15 protein-coding genes are annotated in these 16,542 nt (G+C 71.8%); 7 read left to right on the top strand and 8 right to left on the bottom strand.

All coding sequences use genetic code 11. The features are described 5' to 3' along the window. Positions 1-52 precede the first annotated feature (52 nt). The 6 genes from rfbD (at position 53) to PP1_RS23490 (ending at position 6,936) form a co-directional block, all read left to right on the top strand. Entirely contained in the window at positions 53-889 is an 837-nt protein-coding gene (gene rfbD / locus PP1_RS23515; protein WP_010241283.1) for a dTDP-4-dehydrorhamnose reductase, read from the top strand. Then, positions 886-1,779 (top strand): glucose-1-phosphate thymidylyltransferase RfbA, encoded by an 894-nt coding sequence (gene rfbA / locus PP1_RS23510; RefSeq protein WP_010241281.1) that lies wholly within the window; start codon positions 886-888, stop codon positions 1,777-1,779. Before rfbD ends, rfbA begins: the two co-directional genes overlap by 4 nt. A 12-nt stretch (positions 1,780-1,791) precedes the next feature. After that, positions 1,792-3,768, top strand: coding sequence for a hypothetical protein (locus tag PP1_RS23505; protein ID WP_010241278.1), 1,977 nt, complete (start codon positions 1,792-1,794; stop codon positions 3,766-3,768). A 58-nt stretch (positions 3,769-3,826) separates the two neighbouring features. Next, positions 3,827-4,507 (top strand): GOLPH3/VPS74 family protein, encoded by a 681-nt coding sequence (locus PP1_RS23500; protein WP_010241276.1) that lies wholly within the window; start codon positions 3,827-3,829, stop codon positions 4,505-4,507. A gap of 292 nt (positions 4,508-4,799) precedes the next feature. After that, positions 4,800-5,747 carry a lipid II:glycine glycyltransferase FemX gene (locus tag PP1_RS23495; RefSeq protein ID WP_249266038.1) on the top strand — a complete coding sequence of 316 codons (948 nt, stop codon included), beginning with the start codon at positions 4,800-4,802 and terminating at the stop codon, positions 5,745-5,747. Between the two features lie 94 nt (positions 5,748-5,841). Further along, the gene (locus PP1_RS23490) at positions 5,842-6,936 is read left to right on the top strand and encodes a lipid II:glycine glycyltransferase FemX (protein ID WP_010241274.1); all 1,095 of its coding nucleotides are present in this window, start codon (positions 5,842-5,844) and stop codon (positions 6,934-6,936) included. A 24-nt stretch (positions 6,937-6,960) separates the two neighbouring features. On the opposite strand, the gene PP1_RS23485 is transcribed toward PP1_RS23490, so the two are convergent. The 8 genes from PP1_RS23485 to PP1_RS23450 all read right to left on the bottom strand — a co-directional run bounded on the left by PP1_RS23485 (position 6,961) and on the right by PP1_RS23450 (position 14,916). Continuing rightward, complete coding sequence (locus PP1_RS23485) at positions 6,961-7,746, bottom strand: hypothetical protein (RefSeq protein ID WP_010241272.1); 786 nt, start codon at positions 7,744-7,746, stop codon at positions 6,961-6,963. Beyond that, positions 7,736-8,605, bottom strand: coding sequence for a polysaccharide deacetylase family protein (locus tag PP1_RS23480; RefSeq protein ID WP_083697217.1), 870 nt, complete (start codon positions 8,603-8,605; stop codon positions 7,736-7,738). Before PP1_RS23480 ends, PP1_RS23485 begins: the two co-directional genes overlap by 11 nt. A 98-nt stretch (positions 8,606-8,703) precedes the next feature. Beyond that, positions 8,704-9,360 carry a sugar transferase gene (locus tag PP1_RS23475; RefSeq protein ID WP_050802530.1) on the bottom strand — a complete coding sequence of 219 codons (657 nt, stop codon included), beginning with the start codon at positions 9,358-9,360 and terminating at the stop codon, positions 8,704-8,706. After that, a complete protein-coding gene (locus PP1_RS23470; protein WP_139323943.1) occupies positions 9,341-10,768 on the bottom strand; it encodes a hypothetical protein in 1,428 nt (475 codons plus the stop codon). Before PP1_RS23470 ends, PP1_RS23475 begins: the two co-directional genes overlap by 20 nt. Then, complete coding sequence (locus PP1_RS23465; protein WP_010241256.1) at positions 10,765-12,363, bottom strand: lipid II flippase MurJ; 1,599 nt, start codon at positions 12,361-12,363, stop codon at positions 10,765-10,767. Before PP1_RS23465 ends, PP1_RS23470 begins: the two co-directional genes overlap by 4 nt. Then, complete coding sequence (locus PP1_RS23460; RefSeq protein WP_010241254.1) at positions 12,360-12,953, bottom strand: hypothetical protein; 594 nt, start codon at positions 12,951-12,953, stop codon at positions 12,360-12,362. Before PP1_RS23460 ends, PP1_RS23465 begins: the two co-directional genes overlap by 4 nt. A gap of 17 nt (positions 12,954-12,970) precedes the next feature. Further along, on the bottom strand, positions 12,971-13,798 hold the full coding sequence (locus PP1_RS23455) for a hypothetical protein (protein WP_010241251.1): 828 nt from the start codon (positions 13,796-13,798) through the stop codon (positions 12,971-12,973). Further along, a complete protein-coding gene (locus PP1_RS23450; protein WP_010241250.1) occupies positions 13,795-14,916 on the bottom strand; it encodes a DegT/DnrJ/EryC1/StrS family aminotransferase in 1,122 nt (373 codons plus the stop codon). Before PP1_RS23450 ends, PP1_RS23455 begins: the two co-directional genes overlap by 4 nt. A 530-nt stretch (positions 14,917-15,446) precedes the next feature. Between PP1_RS23450 and PP1_RS23445 the strand changes: the two genes are divergently transcribed. Beyond that, positions 15,447-16,514 (top strand): Gfo/Idh/MocA family protein, encoded by a 1,068-nt coding sequence (locus PP1_RS23445; protein ID WP_033200500.1) that lies wholly within the window; start codon positions 15,447-15,449, stop codon positions 16,512-16,514. Positions 16,515-16,542 lie beyond the last annotated feature (28 nt).

The following is a 16,542-nucleotide window of genomic DNA, read 5'->3' as shown; positions in this document are numbered from 1 at the left end:
GCCCCGGTCAGCGTGTCAGAGTCGCCCCGTCGGACGGCGAGGAGGTGGGCGCGTGCGCGCGTGCGTGCTGGGTGCCAACGGGCAGCTCGGACGGGCACTGACGGCGGCGCTGCCCGATGCCGTGGCCCTCACCAGGGACGGGCTGGACGTCGGCGACGCCGCCGCCGTCGCCGCGTTCGACTTCTCGGGCGTCGACGTCGTGTTCGACGCCGCCGCGTACACCGCCGTCGACCGGGCGGAGACCGATCCCGCGGCGGCGTGGCGGGTGAACGCGCTCGGCCCGGCGTACCTCGCCGCGGCGGCCGCCCGGTACGGGTTCACGCTGGTGCACGTCTCCACCGAGTACGTCTTCGACGGCACCGCGCCCGGCCCGATGCCCGAGGACACCCCGCTCGCGCCGCTGGGTGTCTACGGCGCCTCCAAGGCCGCCGGCGAGCTGGCCGTGCGGGCGGGCGCCCCGCGGCACGTCGTCGTCCGCACCAGCTGGGTGGCCGGCGACGGCGGCAACTTCGTCGCGACGATGGCCCGGCTGGCCCGCGACGGCGTCTCCCCCGCCGTCGTCGACGACCAGGTCGGCCGTCCGACCTTCGCCCCCGACCTCGCCGCCGCACTGGTCGCGCTGGCCGGGAGCGGGCAGGGCGTCTACCACGTCACCGGCGACGGCGAGCCGGTCAGCTGGCACGGGGTGGCCGGCGAGGTGTTCGCCCGGTGCGGCCGGGACCCCGCCGACGTCCGCGCCGTGTCGACCGCCGAGTACGCCGCGGACAAGCCGCACCTGGCCCGCCGCCCGGCGAACTCGGTGCTGGACCTGAGCCGGGCGACCGGAGCCGGGATCTCGATGCCGGCCTGGCGGGACGGACTGGACCGGTACCTCGGGGTGCCGCGGTGAAGGGGATCGTCCTGGCCGGCGGGACCGGCAGCCGGCTGTCGCCGATCACCCGGGCCGTCTCGAAGCAGCTGCTGCCGGTCTACGACAAGCCGATGATCTACCACCCGCTGACCACGCTCATGCTGGCCGGCGTGCGGGAGATCCTGCTGATCTCCACCCCGCACGACCTGCCCGGCTTCCAGCGGCTCCTCGGCGACGGCACCCAGCTCGGCCTGGAGATCACCTACGCCCCGCAGGAGCACCCCAACGGGCTCGCCGAGGCGTTCGTCATCGGCGCCGACCACGTCCGCGGCGGCCCGTCGGCACTCGTCCTCGGTGACAACATCTTCCACGGGGCGTCCTTCGGCGACCTGCTGCGCCGCCGCGTCGCCCAGGTGACCACCGGCGAGGCCGGCTGCGTCCTGTTCGGCTACCCCGTCCGCGACCCCCGCCGCTACGGCGTCGGCGAGGCCGACCCGGACGGGCGGCTCGTCTCCCTCGAGGAGAAGCCCGAGCACCCCCGCTCCGACCGGGCCATCACCGGCCTCTACCTCTACGACGAGCACGTCGCCGACATCGCCGCCGCGGTCGAGCCCTCCCCCCGCGGCGAGCTCGAGATCACCGACGTCAACCGCGCCTACCTCGACCAGGGCCGCGCCCACCTCCAGGACCTCGGCCGCGGCTTCGCCTGGCTCGACACCGGCACCCACGAGTCCCTCATGGAGGCCGGCCAGTACGTCCGCGTCCTCGAGAACCGCCAGGGCGTCCGCATCGCCTGCATCGAGGAGGTCGCCCTCCGCATGGGCTACATCGGCGCCGCGCAGGCCCGGCGGCTCGGCGAGGCCCAGCTCGGCTCCGGATACGGCGAGTACGTCGTGGGCGTGGCGGAGCAGTTCGACCGCCGGGGCTGACAGGGTGGGGGTGTGAGCGGTGCCCCCACGCCCGTACGGCGCTTCCAGCACGCCCTGTTCCGGGCCGGGCAGTGGGTGCTCGGGCACCGCGGCGGCCCGGAGCACGACATCGAGCCGGGGCTCTCGGTCGTCGGCAAGGACGCCGGGACCCGGCAGGTCCGGCTGTGGATCGGCGCACTGGTGCACGGCTGCGACGCCGAGACGCTCGACGCGACGGTCACCGTCTCCGGAGCGGCCGGCGACGCCAGGGTCACGACGACGCTGCTGCGCTTCGGCTTCGACGACGAGCGCGCCGTCTCCGGCTGGCGGGCGGGCACCCGGTTCTTCCACGGCCACGTCGTCGTCGACCGGCTGGCGCCCGACGCGTGGGGCGAGGCCGCCGTCGAACTGGCCCCGGTGCCGGGGCTGCGCGAGGAGCACCGCCGGGCGTCCTGCCGGGTGCGGACGCTGCCGTCGCGGATCGCCGTCGGCGGGTCGCTGACCGCTCTCGTCGGGTCCTGCTACGACGCCGACACCGACACGACGAACGCCCTCGACGCGGCGTTCCGGCACCTGCGCGACCACGTCGCCGCGCCGGACATCGCGCTGCTCACCGGCGACCAGGTCTACGCCGACGCGCCCGCGAAGTTCTACGCGACGATGGCCCGCAGCACGCCACGCACCTACGGCCTGCTGGAGTACTGGACGTCCTGGGGCATGCAGCGCTACGGCGAGCGCCGCCACCTCGGCATGCGGGAGCTGCTGGGTCACGGCCCGCACTGGTTCCTGCCCGACGACCACGAGTTCTGGAACAACTGGCCGCACGCGTCGGTCACCGCGCGGCACTCCTACTCCAACATCGGCCGGGCCGGTCGCGGCGGGCTGCTCCGCAGGCTCGCCGTGTGGCGGCACCGTCGCGCCGGACCGGACGCCCCGGTGCCCTGCCCGGCCGATCCCGGCCCACCGCCCACCGACCCGCTGGTGCAGAGCTACCACCCGGTGCACCCCGACGAGTGGGACACCTGGGGGCGCGCCGCGTTCGACCTCTACGGCTCGTTCCAGACCCCCAGCGTGCGCGACCGCGACACCGGCCGGATCACCCGCGGCGAGCTCGACGACGACCCGGCCGCCGACCCGCTCCGCCCGCCCCGGCACGGCCCGCCCGGCGAGGTCCACCGCCCGCTCAACCAGCTCGTGCAGCGGATCGACCTCGACGAGGTGCAGATCGTCCTGCTCGACACCCGTACCCGCCGGACCCGGCGCACGGACGACCCCCGCCACTCCGGGTTCGTCGACGCCGAGTACCTCGACCGGGTGCTGGCGATCGCCGCCGACGCCGCCGTCCTCGTGCTCGTCACCCCGCAGCCGATGCTGGTGCCGCCGTACCGGACGCGGCTGCGCGAGCGCCCGCTCGGCGCCCGGGTGGAGAAGGCGATCGACCTGCAGGTAGCCGACTACCCCGACCAGTACGCCCGGTTCTGGGACGGCGTCGTCGCCGCCCGGGACGGCCGCCCCACCGTCACCGTCGGCGGCGACATCCACTCCAGCTACGTGGGGCACGCGCCGTCGCTGCCGCTGCTGGAGGTGGTGTCGTCGCCGATGTCGCTGGTCGCCGGCTCGACCCTGTTCGAGACGGTGTTCGCGGCACCGGCGAAGCTGCTCCGCGCGATGTCCGGGGGCTCGGCCCACCGGGACCCGTACGCGCCGGGCGCGCCGCTCGCCCGGATCCCGGACCTGCGCAGCCGGGCCGTCCGCGCGCCGGAACCGGGTGACGAGCCGGTCGCGGTGTCACTGACCGGGCTGGGTCGCGGCAACCCCGAGGGCATCGGGCTGCTGTCGCTGAGCCGGCCCGGCGAGCACCGTTTCGAACTGACCGCGTCGCTGCACCTGCGCGCGTCGCTGGCGGCCGGGAACACCGACGGCGCCCGGCGGGTGCGCGTGGAGCTCCGGACCGACCGGCGGGGCCCCGAGGCGATGGGGCGCCCGGAGGTCGGTCCGCCCCTGCCCTGAGGAGATCGTCCCCGCCACGGGAGGTACCGGAGGCCCGGTCCCGCTACGGTCGTCCGGTATGGGGGATCTGCTGCTCAGCGAGGAACTGCTGCTCATCGGCCTGCACGACGGGACCGGCAAGCCCGACGGGTGGTTCGACCCGGGGAAGCTGCACGGCGCACTGCTCTGCGACCTGATCGAGCGGGGTCTCGTCACCGTCGACGGGAAGAAGAGGGTCGTCCCGACCGGCGAGCGGTCCGACCACCCCGCCCTGCAGGCGGTCCTGGAGACGGTCACCGCCGACGCGAAACCGCGCAGCGTCTCGCACTGGGTGAGCACGCTGCCGTGGAAGCACACGAAGCCGAGCGAGCTCGTCGCCGCGAAGCTGGTCGACGACGGCGTCCTCACCAGTGAGGAGGGCAGGGTCCTCGGACTGTTCCGCACCACGAGGCTGCCCGAGGCGGACCCGGGCCCGGAGCGGGCATTGCGGGAGCGGCTCGTGGGGATCCTCGTCGCCGGCCGCACCCCGGACGCCCACGACGCGCTGCTGGTCACGCTCCTGCACACGACGTCGCAGGCCGCGGCGGCGCTGTCCGGCGTGGACAAGCAGCAGCGGAAGGAGGGGCAGCGGCGCGCGAAGGAAATCGCGAAGGGGCTGAAGGACGATCCGGTCGTCAAGGCCCAGTACGACGCGGCGATGATCGCGATGGTGACGACGGTCGCCGGGACCGCCGTCGTCACATCGTCGGGAGGAAGCTGACCGCACAGCCCGTCCGTGCGCGGGGGACCAGCGGCGCGATCCGACCTCGAAACCGACCGCGTGGACGGATTACGGCAGACAACCGCGTAACGGGCGAACCGGACCACGCGACAGCATGCGCGTGTCTGCCTCGGCCCATCCTCGATGCACCGTCACGGAAGTTCGACGCCCGGCAGCTCGTCCGCTCCACGAGTGGGACGCGTTCGTCGATCGGCTCAGCGGCGACACGGTCCAGAAGTCCGGTTGGGCCGACCTGCGGGCCACGGCGGGTTTCACGGCTCGCTACTTCTTCGTGCACGATCACGGAGATCTGGTCGGTGGAGCGCAGCTCCTCGAACGTCGCCTCCCGTTGCTCGGCCGAGTGGGCTACGTCTCGAACGCTCCGCTCATCGACGACGCCGTCGGCGACAGCGCGATCGGCGTCCCGGCCTTGTGCGCCCACCTGCTCCGCGCAGCGCGGGCACACCTGTCGATGCTGGTCGTGCAACCCCCGGAAGGCCGGGAGGACGTCAGCGACTTCCTTCTCGCTCAGGGCCTGCGCCCTTCGGAAGCGGGGATCGCGCCCGCAGCGACCCTGCGCCTGAGGCTGGATCGCTGTGAGGAGGAGATCCGAGCCGGGCTCGGCAGGCGACTGCGCCAGTGGACCCGGCAGTGGCCGCGCCGCGGGGTCACGGTACGCCCGGCGGGCCGGCGGGACCTGGGTGCCGTGGCGGCCCTGCTCGCCGAGACCGGCCGCCACCAGGGATTCGACTCGTTCCCGGAGGACTACCTGCGAACGATGTACGACATCTTCGCCGACCGGGGCGAGCTCCAGATCATGGTCGGTGAGGTCGCAGGGGTTCCGGTGGCGTGCGAGGTGCTGACCGGGTGCGGCGACGTCGTGCGCTCGAGGTTCGGCGGGACCGACCGGTCGGCCGAGGTACAACACCTGAACGTGTCTGCGGCCGTCGAGTGGCACAGCATCCTGTGGGCTCGATCGGCCGGCTACCGGTGGTTCGACTTCGGCGGGGTCCTACCCGAGACGCGGGCCTCGCTCTCCGGCGCCCCGGAGGACCTCGGCCCGATCCCAGGCCCGGACCGGTTCAAACTCCGGTTCGGCGGCGACCTGTACATCTACCCGCAGGCGGTCGAGTGGTTCCGCTCTCCGCTGCTCCGAGCCGGTTACGACCTGACGAACAGGTCCGAGTACGGGCGACGCGCCGTGCGGGTCGTCCGTGGACGGATCCGTACCGCCCGCTGACCGACCGCCGGGCAGCACGCCGGCCGGGTAACGGGCACTCCGATCTTTCCGAGCCCCTCACGTGGCCTCAGGAACGGGTTCGTCGACATCGACCATGAGTCTGCGTTCGCCGAGCGCAGCCGAGCTGTCCGAGTGGGACGGTCTGGTCAGCCGACTCGAGGGCGGCGACACCGCGCAGAAGTCCGGGTGGGCGACCTTGCGGTCGGCGGCCGGATTCGATGCCCGGTATCTGTTCCTCCGCTCCGCCGACGGGCTGGTCGGAGGGGCGCAGGTGCTCGTCCGCCGGATCCCGATGATCGGCACCGTCGGGTACATCTCGAACGGCCCGTTGCTGGATGAGGCCCGGACCGAGCGCGGGTCCGCACTGCGGAGCATCTGCGATCGGCTGGTCGACATGGCCGGGAGCGAGTTGGCGGTGCTGATGATCCAGCCGCCCGACGGCCGGGACGACGTCAGCAACGAGCTGCTCCGGCGCGGCTTCCGCGTCTCGGCGGCCGGAGTGGCGCCGGCGACCACGTTGCGGCTCGCGCTCGACCGCCCTGAGGACGAGATCAGGGCCGGGCTCAGCAAGCGTCTGCGACGGTGGACCCGTCAATGGGAGCGTCGTGGGGTCACCGTGCGGACCGCGACCGAGGACGATCTGTCCACGGTGGCCCGGCTGCTGGGCGAGACTGCCCGGTTCCACGGTTTCGACCCGTTCCCGGAGTCGTATCTCCGCACGATGTACCGGACCTTCGCTTCGCGTGACGAGGTGCAGATCCGGCTCGGCGAGGTGTCCGGTGAGCCGGTCGTCTGCGAAGTACTGACCGGCTGCGCCGGCGTCGTGCGATCCCGCCTGATCGGAACGGACCGCTCGACGAGGTGGGAGCATCTCAACGTGTCCGCCGCGGTGCAGTGGGACGCCATCCTCTGGGCCCGCGGCGCCGGGTACCGATGGTTCGACTTCGGGGGCGTCGGACCGGAGTCGGCGCGACGACTCGCCTCCGGCTCCCCGCTGGTCACCGACGGCCTCCCCGGGCCCGATGTCTTCAAGATCCGGTTCGGCGGGCACCTGCACACCTACCCGCAGGCAGTCGAGTGGTTCCGTTCCCCGGTCCTGCGTGCGACCTACGATCTCGGGCGCCGGTCGGAGCGCGGACGACGCGTGCTCGGCACCGTCCGCAACCGGCTGCGCAACGCGGTGGCCTGATCCTCGCGCGGTCCTGCCGTCAGGTCACCAGTGCGTCCAGGCGGCCGCGTCGAGCGCCCGCTCGACCCTGCCGATGTACTCGAGCGCAGCCGGGTCGCGCAGCTCGCCGGAGAAGTGCCAACCGACGCATCCCCACAGGTCTCCCTCGGCCTCGGGGCCGAGGTAGGTCACCCAGCCTTCGTAACACCCCCGGACCACACCGAGTGCGTAGTCGACATTGAACGCGGTGCTCTCGGAGGCCAGTGGGTACGAGCCCGGTCGGTAGAGGTGCTTCACCTGCATGATCCCGAAGCTGGTCGCGCACGGTGGCTCGTCGCCCGGGACGCAGTCCTCCCCGTCCGAGGAGATGTCCCCGGTCGTCGCCTGGCGCCAGTCGCTCTCCGCGTCCGCCATGGCCAGAACGAGATCCAGTGGAAGTCCCCACTTGCAGGCACCCCACTGCAGGATCTCGCTGGTGCTGCCGGCGTAGTCACCGTCGATCCGCGCAACGATGTCCCGGTTGAACTCGGGGGCGTATCCGTCGGGTGTCCAGTCCGGAACCCGGACTCCGCCGCCCGTCCGCGCGTTCGGCTCGGCATTCTCGGGCCGCACCTCGGGCGTCGCCCTCACCGCGGCGGCGCACTCGGCCCCCGTCGGCAGTGCCGTTCCAGGCACCAGGGCCTCGGCCGAGACCCCTGGTGCCGGATCCACCGGAGCGCCGGGCGATCCGGCCACGTAGATCACCACCGCGCCGACGGCCGCTGCGATCAGCAGGCCGAGGACCCCTGTCGCGAGCGTGCGCCGGACCCGAGGAGCGGGTTCACTCCCCACGGAGTCGCTCCGTCCCGGCCCCGGTTGCCCGGCACACCGACTCGACCCGGTCACGGACCAGGTGCCGTGCCCGCCACGCTCGGCCCCCGAGCAGCGAGGCTGCGGCGTACATCGGCGTCAGCTTGAAGCGGAACGACGCCCGTGAGTCGTTCCCGTCGACGCAGATGCGCCATCGGGCGAAGGTCCCGTGCTCGCGGGCGACCGCGAACGACACTGCGAATCCCGCGTCCTCCACCGCACGCCGCGCCGTCGGGTCGTGAGTTCCGTAGGGGTAGGCGAAGGCCCGTGCCCGTATCCCGGTCACGCGTTCGAGCTCGAGGCGGGCGTCCGCGGTGTGGAGCCGCAGTTCCGTCGGATCGAGGGCCACCAACCGTGTGTGGTCGAATCCGTGCACACCGAGCTCCATCCCGGTGGCGGGCAACCGACGCAACTCGTCGGCGGTCGCGATCGGTTCGCGCGCGTATTCCTCCGACCAGCACACGGCTCCACCGATCAAGCCGCTGGGCACGAACAGTACCGAGGGGACTCCGAAGCTCGCGAGAACCGGCGCGGCCAGATCCACGACGGACCGGTGGGCGTCGTCGATCGTGAGAAGGAAGCTCTTGCGAGGCAGGCGGACCCCGCTGCCGGCCCACCACCCGAGGTAGGAGTCCAGGTCGACGGGATGCCACCCGGCGCCGAGAAGCGATCCGAGCTGCGCGCGGAAATCCCGTGCGGTGACGAACAAGTGATCGGGATCGCGGCCGGACAGCGGCCCGCCGAAGAAGTGGTACATGAGGACTCTCGGTGCCGTGAACGCCCGCCACGGGGCCGTCTCCTCCACCCGAACCATCCGCGGTCGAACCCTTCCCTGCGCCATCAGATCTCGCCGTCGAGCTCGTCGTCCCGGGCCACGGCGTTACCCCACGTCGCCGGCGGTCCGGAAGACGCCCCGAGCGCTCGCCTCGTCCCGTGCATTCAGCGGGCACCGTCGCTGCGGAGCACGGTGGGTACCGTCAGGAGCAGGATCCGGAGGTTCTCCGTCAGGCTCCAGCGGTCGACGTAGCAGATGTCGAGCTCGAGCATCTCCCGTGTGCCCATCGTGCTGCGTCCGCTGACCTGCCAGAGGCCGGTGATGCCCGGACGGACGTCGAACCGGCGCAGGTACCTCGCCGGGAACTGCGCGGCCTCCCACCCCAGGCAGGGCCGGGGGCCGACCAGGGACATGCTCCCCGCTATCACGTTGAGCAGCTGGGGAAGCTCGTCGATACTGGTCCGTCGGATGAACCGCCCCACCCGGGTCACCCGGGGGTCGTCGTCCATCTTGCAGCTGCCACCGCGTGACGTGTCCTCGCCCGCCAGCTCCCGAGCGATCAGCTCCCGGTGCGCCCGATCGTCCCCGCCCACCGTCATCGACCGGAACTTGAACATCGTGAACGGGCGCTGGTCCCGTCCGATCCGGCACTGCCGGTACAGCACGGGTCCTCTCGAGTCGAGTCGGATGGCGAGCGCGACCAGCAGAAGTATCGGAGCGATGCTCAGCATGATCACGCACGCAAGGCTCACGTCGATGATCCGGTTCACTGCGAGCGGCCAGTGCGTCGGTCGGCGTACGTCAGGGGCTTCGTCGAACATCGACCCTCCCGGTGGTCAGGGCGAGCAGGCTGAAGAGCAGGTCCCCGGTACCCCGCAGGGTCAGGTGGGGATCGAGAACGGTCAGGACGAGCAGAAAGATCCAGCTGATGCGCAACGTCATCGCGACGGCACCCGCCGCACCGGGTCGGTCGACCTGTGATCGCACCGAGCGGAGTACGGACGCGGACAACCAGACGAATCCGGCCAGGACCGGAACTCCCCCGATCCAGAGGAAGGCCAGATAGCCGGCTTCGAGGTAGATCACGTCGCGCCAGGTCTCCGGAGCCACCAGCACGGGGTCCGGGGTCACCCCGATCAACCAGTTCACCGGCTCGAACGCGGGGATGTAGGCGTTGGACAGGTTGTCCCAGCGCCCCTGCCAGCTCACCGGCACCCCGGTGTCGCCGAAGTCCGCGAACCGGCCCATCAGCACGGGCGCGCCGATCAGGAGCGGGATCGGTGCCAGCGGCAGGAGACGCCACGCCCACCGTCGCAGGTCGGGCACCGACCAGAGCAGAAGTGCGACGGCGACGGCGGCGGAGATCCAGGTGGAGAACTGTCCGGCCGCCAGGATGCCGCAGCTGAGCACGGATCCGGCGAGGACCAGCTCCCGCAGGGGCAGGACGCGGCGCACTCCGCAGGCCACCGTGAGGACGGACGCGATGATGATGACGTCACCGGTCGCGATCGGTGACGCGAGCGTCGTCGACCCCCGGGTCTCGAGCGCGCCGGCATTCGCATCGGGGCTCCATGTCGACTCGAGTGCGTGGAGGACCGGCGCGAACTCGAGGGTCTGCAGGATCGCGATCAGCGCGACGACCGTCGCCGGCCAGATGATCAGGCGAACGCACCGGACGACCTGGTCGTCGCGGACGACGGTGCACCGGACCAACACGTACAGCGCGACCAGCTTGCAGATCGGGAGAACCGCGGCGAGCTCGCCGGCGGTGGGTACGTGTCCGCGGAGCATGAGCGACGCGATCGGCCAGACGGTCGAGAGCAGCAGGAAGACCGCGAGCGGGAGGTCCGTCAGGTGCGACCGGAGCGGCCACGGGTCCCCGCGGCACAGCCGGAGGTAGGCGCCGACCAGCGCACCGAGGAGCACCAGGGCGAGGAGCGCCTCATTCGGACGCACCCACGCGAGCAGGTTCCCCCGGTCGATACCGGCGATGATCGGAAGGGTCGCGAGGTAGGCATAGGTGCCGATCACCGGCTTCCACATGCAGGCCAGGAACAGCAGCAGGGCTCCCCCGGCGCCGCCGACGATCACCATGATCTGGGGGTCGAACCGGGTCGCGGCGAAGGCGGTGGCCGAGGCGATCGCCCCGGCCGCCCACCACACGACACCCCGGTTGCGGAGCCGCGACCATCGGTCCCTCCGCGTGCCCGTGAGGTCGACCCCGGTCATCCGCTCCGCCCCCACTGTGGGAGCCGGCGGTGGACCGCGAGCACGTACGCGGCGCCCGCGACCGCCGAGACGATCACAACGATGCCGACCGTGGACACCGCGCCCGGGAGCGCGATCACGTACCACAGGAGGCCTGCCAGCAGGACCGGCGACATCACGACGGCCCCGACCACCGACGCTCCCGCGGCCGTGCCGTCGAACAGCCGGGTCGATCCGACCGTCGCCCGGACCGCGGCGAGCACGACGAGCGCCCCCGCCAGCTCCCCGATCGGAACGGCCAGGAGAAGCACCACGATGCGGTGCCCGTCGACCGGGACGAGCAGGGCGAGCGCGGCGGTGGCGAGGGTCGCCGCCGAGGCGACCTCGCTCCCGCGCCTCGCCCGGATCTCGTTCCTCGTCACGAACAACGCCTGCCGGCCGAGGTCGTGCACACCTCCGATCAGTTGTGCCACGGCGACGACGACCAGCACCGCGGCGAGGTCCCGGATGACTCCGGGCTCGGCGAGCCGCCCCCTGGCCAGCACGTCCGCCACCGGCGTGGCCAGCACGCCCAGGGCGACCAGCACCGGGACGCTCGTGAGCAGTGCGAACCCGGTGCACTGCCGCCACCGCGTGGCCAGATCCGCACCGTTGCCGGCGACCGCACGGGCCAGCTGGGGTAGGGCCGCGATCGAGACGGCCCGACCGGTCAGGAAGGCGGCGGCGTTGTACACCGCGTACGCCATCTGAGCGATGATCACTCCGCCTGCCACGGTTCCGGCGCAGGTCAGGACCACGAACATCGACAGCCCGGGCCAGGCGGCCACGCCGACGGACCGGACCAGCCGCTGCACCGGGTCGGTGGCGTCGGGTGACCGGGCTGCACGCAGCGAGGGCCGGACCAGCATCCCGCACCGCGCCGCACCGAAGCACTGCAGCAACGCGTGCAGCGCCACGGAGAGTGTGCTCCCGAGGCCGAGGAAGACGATCATCGAGTTCGGGACCTCGCCGATCTCCAGCCCCGTACCCCACACCAGTCCCGCGACCGACACGGTCGCGATCAGGCCGAGGTTCTCGACGGCGGGCGCCCCGGCCGAGACCGCGAAACGTCCGTGCGCCTGCTGCGCCGCGACACCGAGCGCGGCGATCGAGTAGAGGACGATCTGCGGCACGACGAACACGAACAGAAGGATCGCCAGCCGCCTCGCCTCGCCGAGATCGACGACCGCTGCCGGATACCCCAGCGTGACCACCCACGCAACCAGTGGGGCCAGCAGGAGCAGGGTGACGGAGGCGCCTGCCGCGAGCACCAGTACCCGGAACGCGACACCGGACGAGACGGTGCGGGCGTGGGACCGTCCGGAGCGCTCGACGGCGGAGACGACTGCCGGTACCAGCACCATGCCGAGTACCGGGCCGGCGACGGTGGAGTAGACGAGTCCCGGGAGGACGTAGGCGATCTGGAAGGTGTTGCCGAAGAACGTCGGCCCCATGACGGCCCCGGCGACGACGACGCGCAGGAGACCCGTCAGCCGGCTCACCAGGGTCCAGCCGGCGACCGTGGCGGTGTCCCGCACGGCCGAGCTGGTCGACGGCCCGGTCCGGTCGCCCGTCATCCCCGCAGGCCCCGTTTCCTCCTGCCGGGCTTCCTTCTGCCGGTGAACACCACGGCACTGGCTGCGAGCACGCCGATCCCGGCGCCGATCGCCGTTCCGGCGAGCGGGCCGGGCCGACCGTCCGGGGCCGGGTACGGCGGGAGCAGCAACCGCGTCCGGACGAGCCCGTCGGCGGGGACGTCCGAGACGTACGCGACCCGCAGGTACTCCTCGACGACCTCCTCGGCGACGCGGGTCGCGTGTGTCGCGTCCGCATCCCGGACGTCGACCGTGATCGATCCGGTCTCAGGGTCGGCCTCGGCACGGACCGCATCGGCGAGCGACGCCGGTGGCACACCGAGCCGATCCGCGACCGGCACCAGAACCGAGCGGTCGGTCAGCATCCGGACCTGGGTCGCGAGCGCGCGCTCGGCGCTCCCGTCGTCGTCGACGAGCGCGACCACGACGACAGCACGCATCAGCGTGACCGGTGACTGCAGCATCGCGCCGAGCCACCCCGCTACGGCGGCCGCCAGCACGACGGCGAGCACCCGGACCACCGGGAACCGGTCCGGACCCTCTCCGTGCGCCCGCGCGCGCAGCCCCGTCACGGGGCCGTGGGCGAGTGTCATCGCCGGTGCCGACGGGCGCGCACGAGGACGATCGGCGCCGCGACGACCACTCCGAGCAGTGCGCCGGTCGTGAGGGCAATCCCCACTCCCGGACCGGCGGCTTCGGGCACCGAGAAGGGCGGCACGAGCACACTGGGGACGGGCCGGGCCAGATCCGCGGTCGTCAGACTGTCCAGCTGAGCGACGAGCGCGCGCTCGCGTTCACGCAGATTCGCGCCCGGATCCCGCCGGAGGGTCTCACGTGTCCGGTCGAGCTCAGCGCTGACGTAGTCCCGTGCCGGGGTGTTCCTGGTCCCGGCGGAGATCGCCAGGTATCGCTCGGTGAGCTCACCGGCGAGCTGCACGGCCGCGACCCGGTCCGTCGCTCGGACGTCCACCCTGATGATCTCCGACGAGTCGACCACCTCGACCGTGATCCGCCGCTGGAGGTCCTCGACCGGGATCCCGTGCGCACCGGCGACCGGTTCGACGACGGCGCGGCTGCCGATCAGGAGCAGCTGGGTCGTCAGGTTGCGGTCCTCGCGCAGGAAGCCCGTCGGCTGCTCGACCGCCACCGGGTAGAGCAACTCGGTCCGGCCGGTGTACTCGGTCGGCACGAGGAGCCAGACACCGCCGGCGAGCCCGACGCACACGAGAACGATCATCAACGCCACCTGTGCCAGGCGACGGGCTTCCCGCAGGGTCATCGACTGCGGCGGTGGCAGCTCGCCGAGCTTCTCGTGGAGTGCCTCCCACTCCGTTCCGGGTGGTTCGTCGCGGTCGGACACCGGTGTCGTGATCGCACCGTTCCAGCTGCCCGGAGGCCCGGTGCCGTTCGTGCTCACCGGTCACCTCGGGTGAGCGCACCGGCCACGCGACGGACCTGCGCGATCGTCATCGTCGGGGACATCGGCAGCGACAGGATCCGGCCGGCAGCGGCCTCGGTGACCGGGAGCGCGGCCGTTCTGAACTCTGCGAACGCGGGCTGCAGATGGCACGGGACGGGGTAGTGGATTCCCCACCCGATCCCGGCCCCGTCCAGTGCCCGGACGGCGCCCTCCCGGTCCCGGACCCGGACGACGGCGAGATGGTGCACGGTCTCCGACCGCGGATCGTCCGCTACTGGGACGACGTGCGACGGCAGCGTCGCGCGATACTCGGCCATCACGGTCCGCCGATCGGCGTTCTGGGCATCGAGGTGCGGGAGCTTGACCGAGAGCACCGCCGCCTGGAGAGTGTCCAGCCGGCTGTTGCGGCCGCGGACGTCGTGCCGGTACCGGTCGATGGACGACCGGCCGTGATCGGCGATGCGGCGGATCCTCCCCAGCAGTTCGCGGTCGCTCGACGTCACGGCTCCACCGTCGCCGAGAGCTCCCAGGTTCTTCCCCGGATAGAAGCTGAACCCGGCGGCGTGGCCCGAGCTCCCCGCCCGACGCCCGGCCCAGCGGGCGCCGTGTGCCTGCGCTGCGTCCTCGACAAGGGCGAGACCGAATCGCCTGGTGACGGCGAGCAGGCGGTCCATGTCGGCCATCTGACCGTAGAGATGGACCGCCATCACGGCCGCGGTGCGCGGGGTCACCGCAGCCGCCACCGCGTCCGGGTCGATGAGCAGGGTGTCCTCCAGGACATCGACGAAGATCGGTACGGCGCCGACTGCACAGACCGCCTCGACCGTGGCGATGAAGGTGTTGCCCGGGACGACCACCTCGTCCCCCCGACCGACTCCCAGCCCGGCCAGGACGAGCTCGAGCGCATCGGTTCCGTTCGCGACACCGACGGCACCCGCGGTCTCGCAGAAGCCGGCGAACGCGCTCTCGAACTGCTCGACCTCGGCGCCACCGACGAAACGACCGTGCACACGGACGCCGCGCCACGCGAGGTCGAGCTCGGTGGACACGGCCCGGTTGACCTCGGCGAGGTCGAGGAGCGGGATCGGTGCCCGGTCGACGTCGAACGTGGTCATGCGGCCACCGCCTCGTGTCCGGGTAGGAGTAAGACGCTCGCTCCTGACCGGACGGCCCGGTGGCCGTGCTCGATCATCGCCACCCGGACCCCGTCGGCGTGGACGGACATCGCGCCCCCTTGTCGAACACTCGCTCCAGCTGTCCGGGACCATTCGTCAAGGGGCGACTTCTCCGTTACACCTTCTCCGGCGTTCGGACCAACCGTCCCGGATGCGGGGAACTCGTCGGGTGGATCTTGAGCACGCGATTCGGCCGGACCCGGTACTCCGTGAACTCCCCTTCCGCACGACCGAGCGGCCCAACGGACTCGACGAAGTGGTCCACACCGAACTGTCGCCAGAGGAGAGACCATTGATCCGCTTTCCTGCGGAACGCGTTCATTCACATACTCCCTGTGATCGCGGCGTCCTCGGAGTTGCCGGTACGTAACGCGGATCGCGGTGATGTCGAGGGTCACTCCGCAACCCTCTGACGCCCCATTCACTGCACTGGGATTTCGTTCGTCGACGCCGCTTGCGGAGGAGACCACATGACTGTCGCAGGTTCCTGTTCCCGTATCGCCGTGGTCGGCTACGGGTATTGGGGCTCGAAGCACGTTCGGGTCCTCAGCTCGTTGCGTGATGTCGCCGTGACGGTCGTCGAGGCGGACGAGCAGAGGCTGTCGGAGGCCGGGGCCCACTACCCCGCGGCGCGGCTGTGCCGATCCCTCGACGAGGCGATCGACGACGTCGACGGGGTGGTCGTGGCCACCCCGGCCGGCAGTCACGTCGACGTCGCCTCGGCGGCGCTGCGAGCGGGTCGGCACGTGCTGGTCGAGAAACCGCTCGCCACCACAGTGGCCGACGCGGAGATGCTGGTCGATCTCGCAGACCGGTCGGGTGTCCGCCTGATGACCGGGCACACGTTCGAGTACAACCCGGCCGTCTGGAAGCTCCGGGAGATCGTCCGCTCGGGGGCGCTGGGTCGGGTCCTCTACATCGATGCCCAGCGGTTGAGCCTGGGCCGCTATCAGGTCGATGTGGACGTGGTCTGGGACCTGGCCCCGCACGACATCTCCATCGTGTCGTTCCTGCTCGACGAGATGCCGTCGACGACGTCGGTCTGGGCGAAGCGCAACGTCGGCATCCGGCACAGCGACGTCGCTCATCTGAGGCTCGATTTCCCGCGGTCGCGGACCCACGCGTTCGTTCACGTCAGCTGGCTGAGTCCGCGGAAGGTCCGGACAGTCACCGTCATCGGCGAACGCCGGATGGCCGTCTACGACGACATATCCGACAACGAACGAATCCGGATCTACGACATCGGGGTCGATCCGGCCACGGTCGACGACGGAAGCGACGCTCACGGGCTGCCGATGACCTATCGGACCGGCGACATCACCTCGCCCTACGTGCCGTTCGAGGAGCCGCTGCTCGTACAGGACGGGCATTTCGTCGACTGCATCCGTGGCAATGCCGTGTGCCGCACCCCGGGGCGACGGGGCCTCGACGTCGTCCGCGTCCTCACGGCCGCGGACCGATCGATGACCACCGGGCTCCCGGCCGAAGTCACCCCCGCCGTCGGCGAGGCGACCCGCGTCCCGGTGGCGGCGTCGTGATCGTGCTCCACCCGTGGAGCGACGAGCT

The sequence above is a fragment of the Pseudonocardia sp. P1 genome (genome assembly GCF_000178675.2).
Lineage (GTDB): Bacteria > Actinomycetota > Actinomycetes > Mycobacteriales > Pseudonocardiaceae > Pseudonocardia.
This window is presented reverse-complemented; position numbering and strand designations above follow the sequence as displayed.

Bases quoted from the DNA above. Each gene is read 5' to 3' on its own strand.
- PP1_RS23500 (WP_010241276.1), top strand. From the start codon at position 3,827: ATGGGGGATCTGCTGCTCAGCGAGGAACTGCTGCTCATCGGCCTGCAC.
- PP1_RS23490 (WP_010241274.1), top strand. From the start codon at position 5,842: ATGAGTCTGCGTTCGCCGAGCGCAGCCGAGCTGTCCGAGTGGGACGGT.
- PP1_RS23480 (WP_083697217.1), bottom strand. From the start codon at position 8,605: ATGGCGCAGGGAAGGGTTCGACCGCGGATGGTTCGGGTGGAGGAGACG.
- PP1_RS23475 (WP_050802530.1), bottom strand. From the start codon at position 9,360: ATGTTCGACGAAGCCCCTGACGTACGCCGACCGACGCACTGGCCGCTC.
- PP1_RS23470 (WP_139323943.1), bottom strand. From the start codon at position 10,768: ATGACCGGGGTCGACCTCACGGGCACGCGGAGGGACCGATGGTCGCGG.
- PP1_RS23465 (WP_010241256.1), bottom strand. From the start codon at position 12,363: ATGACGGGCGACCGGACCGGGCCGTCGACCAGCTCGGCCGTGCGGGAC.
- PP1_RS23450 (WP_010241250.1), bottom strand. From the start codon at position 14,916: ATGACCACGTTCGACGTCGACCGGGCACCGATCCCGCTCCTCGACCTC.
- PP1_RS23445 (WP_033200500.1), top strand. From the start codon at position 15,447: ATGACTGTCGCAGGTTCCTGTTCCCGTATCGCCGTGGTCGGCTACGGG.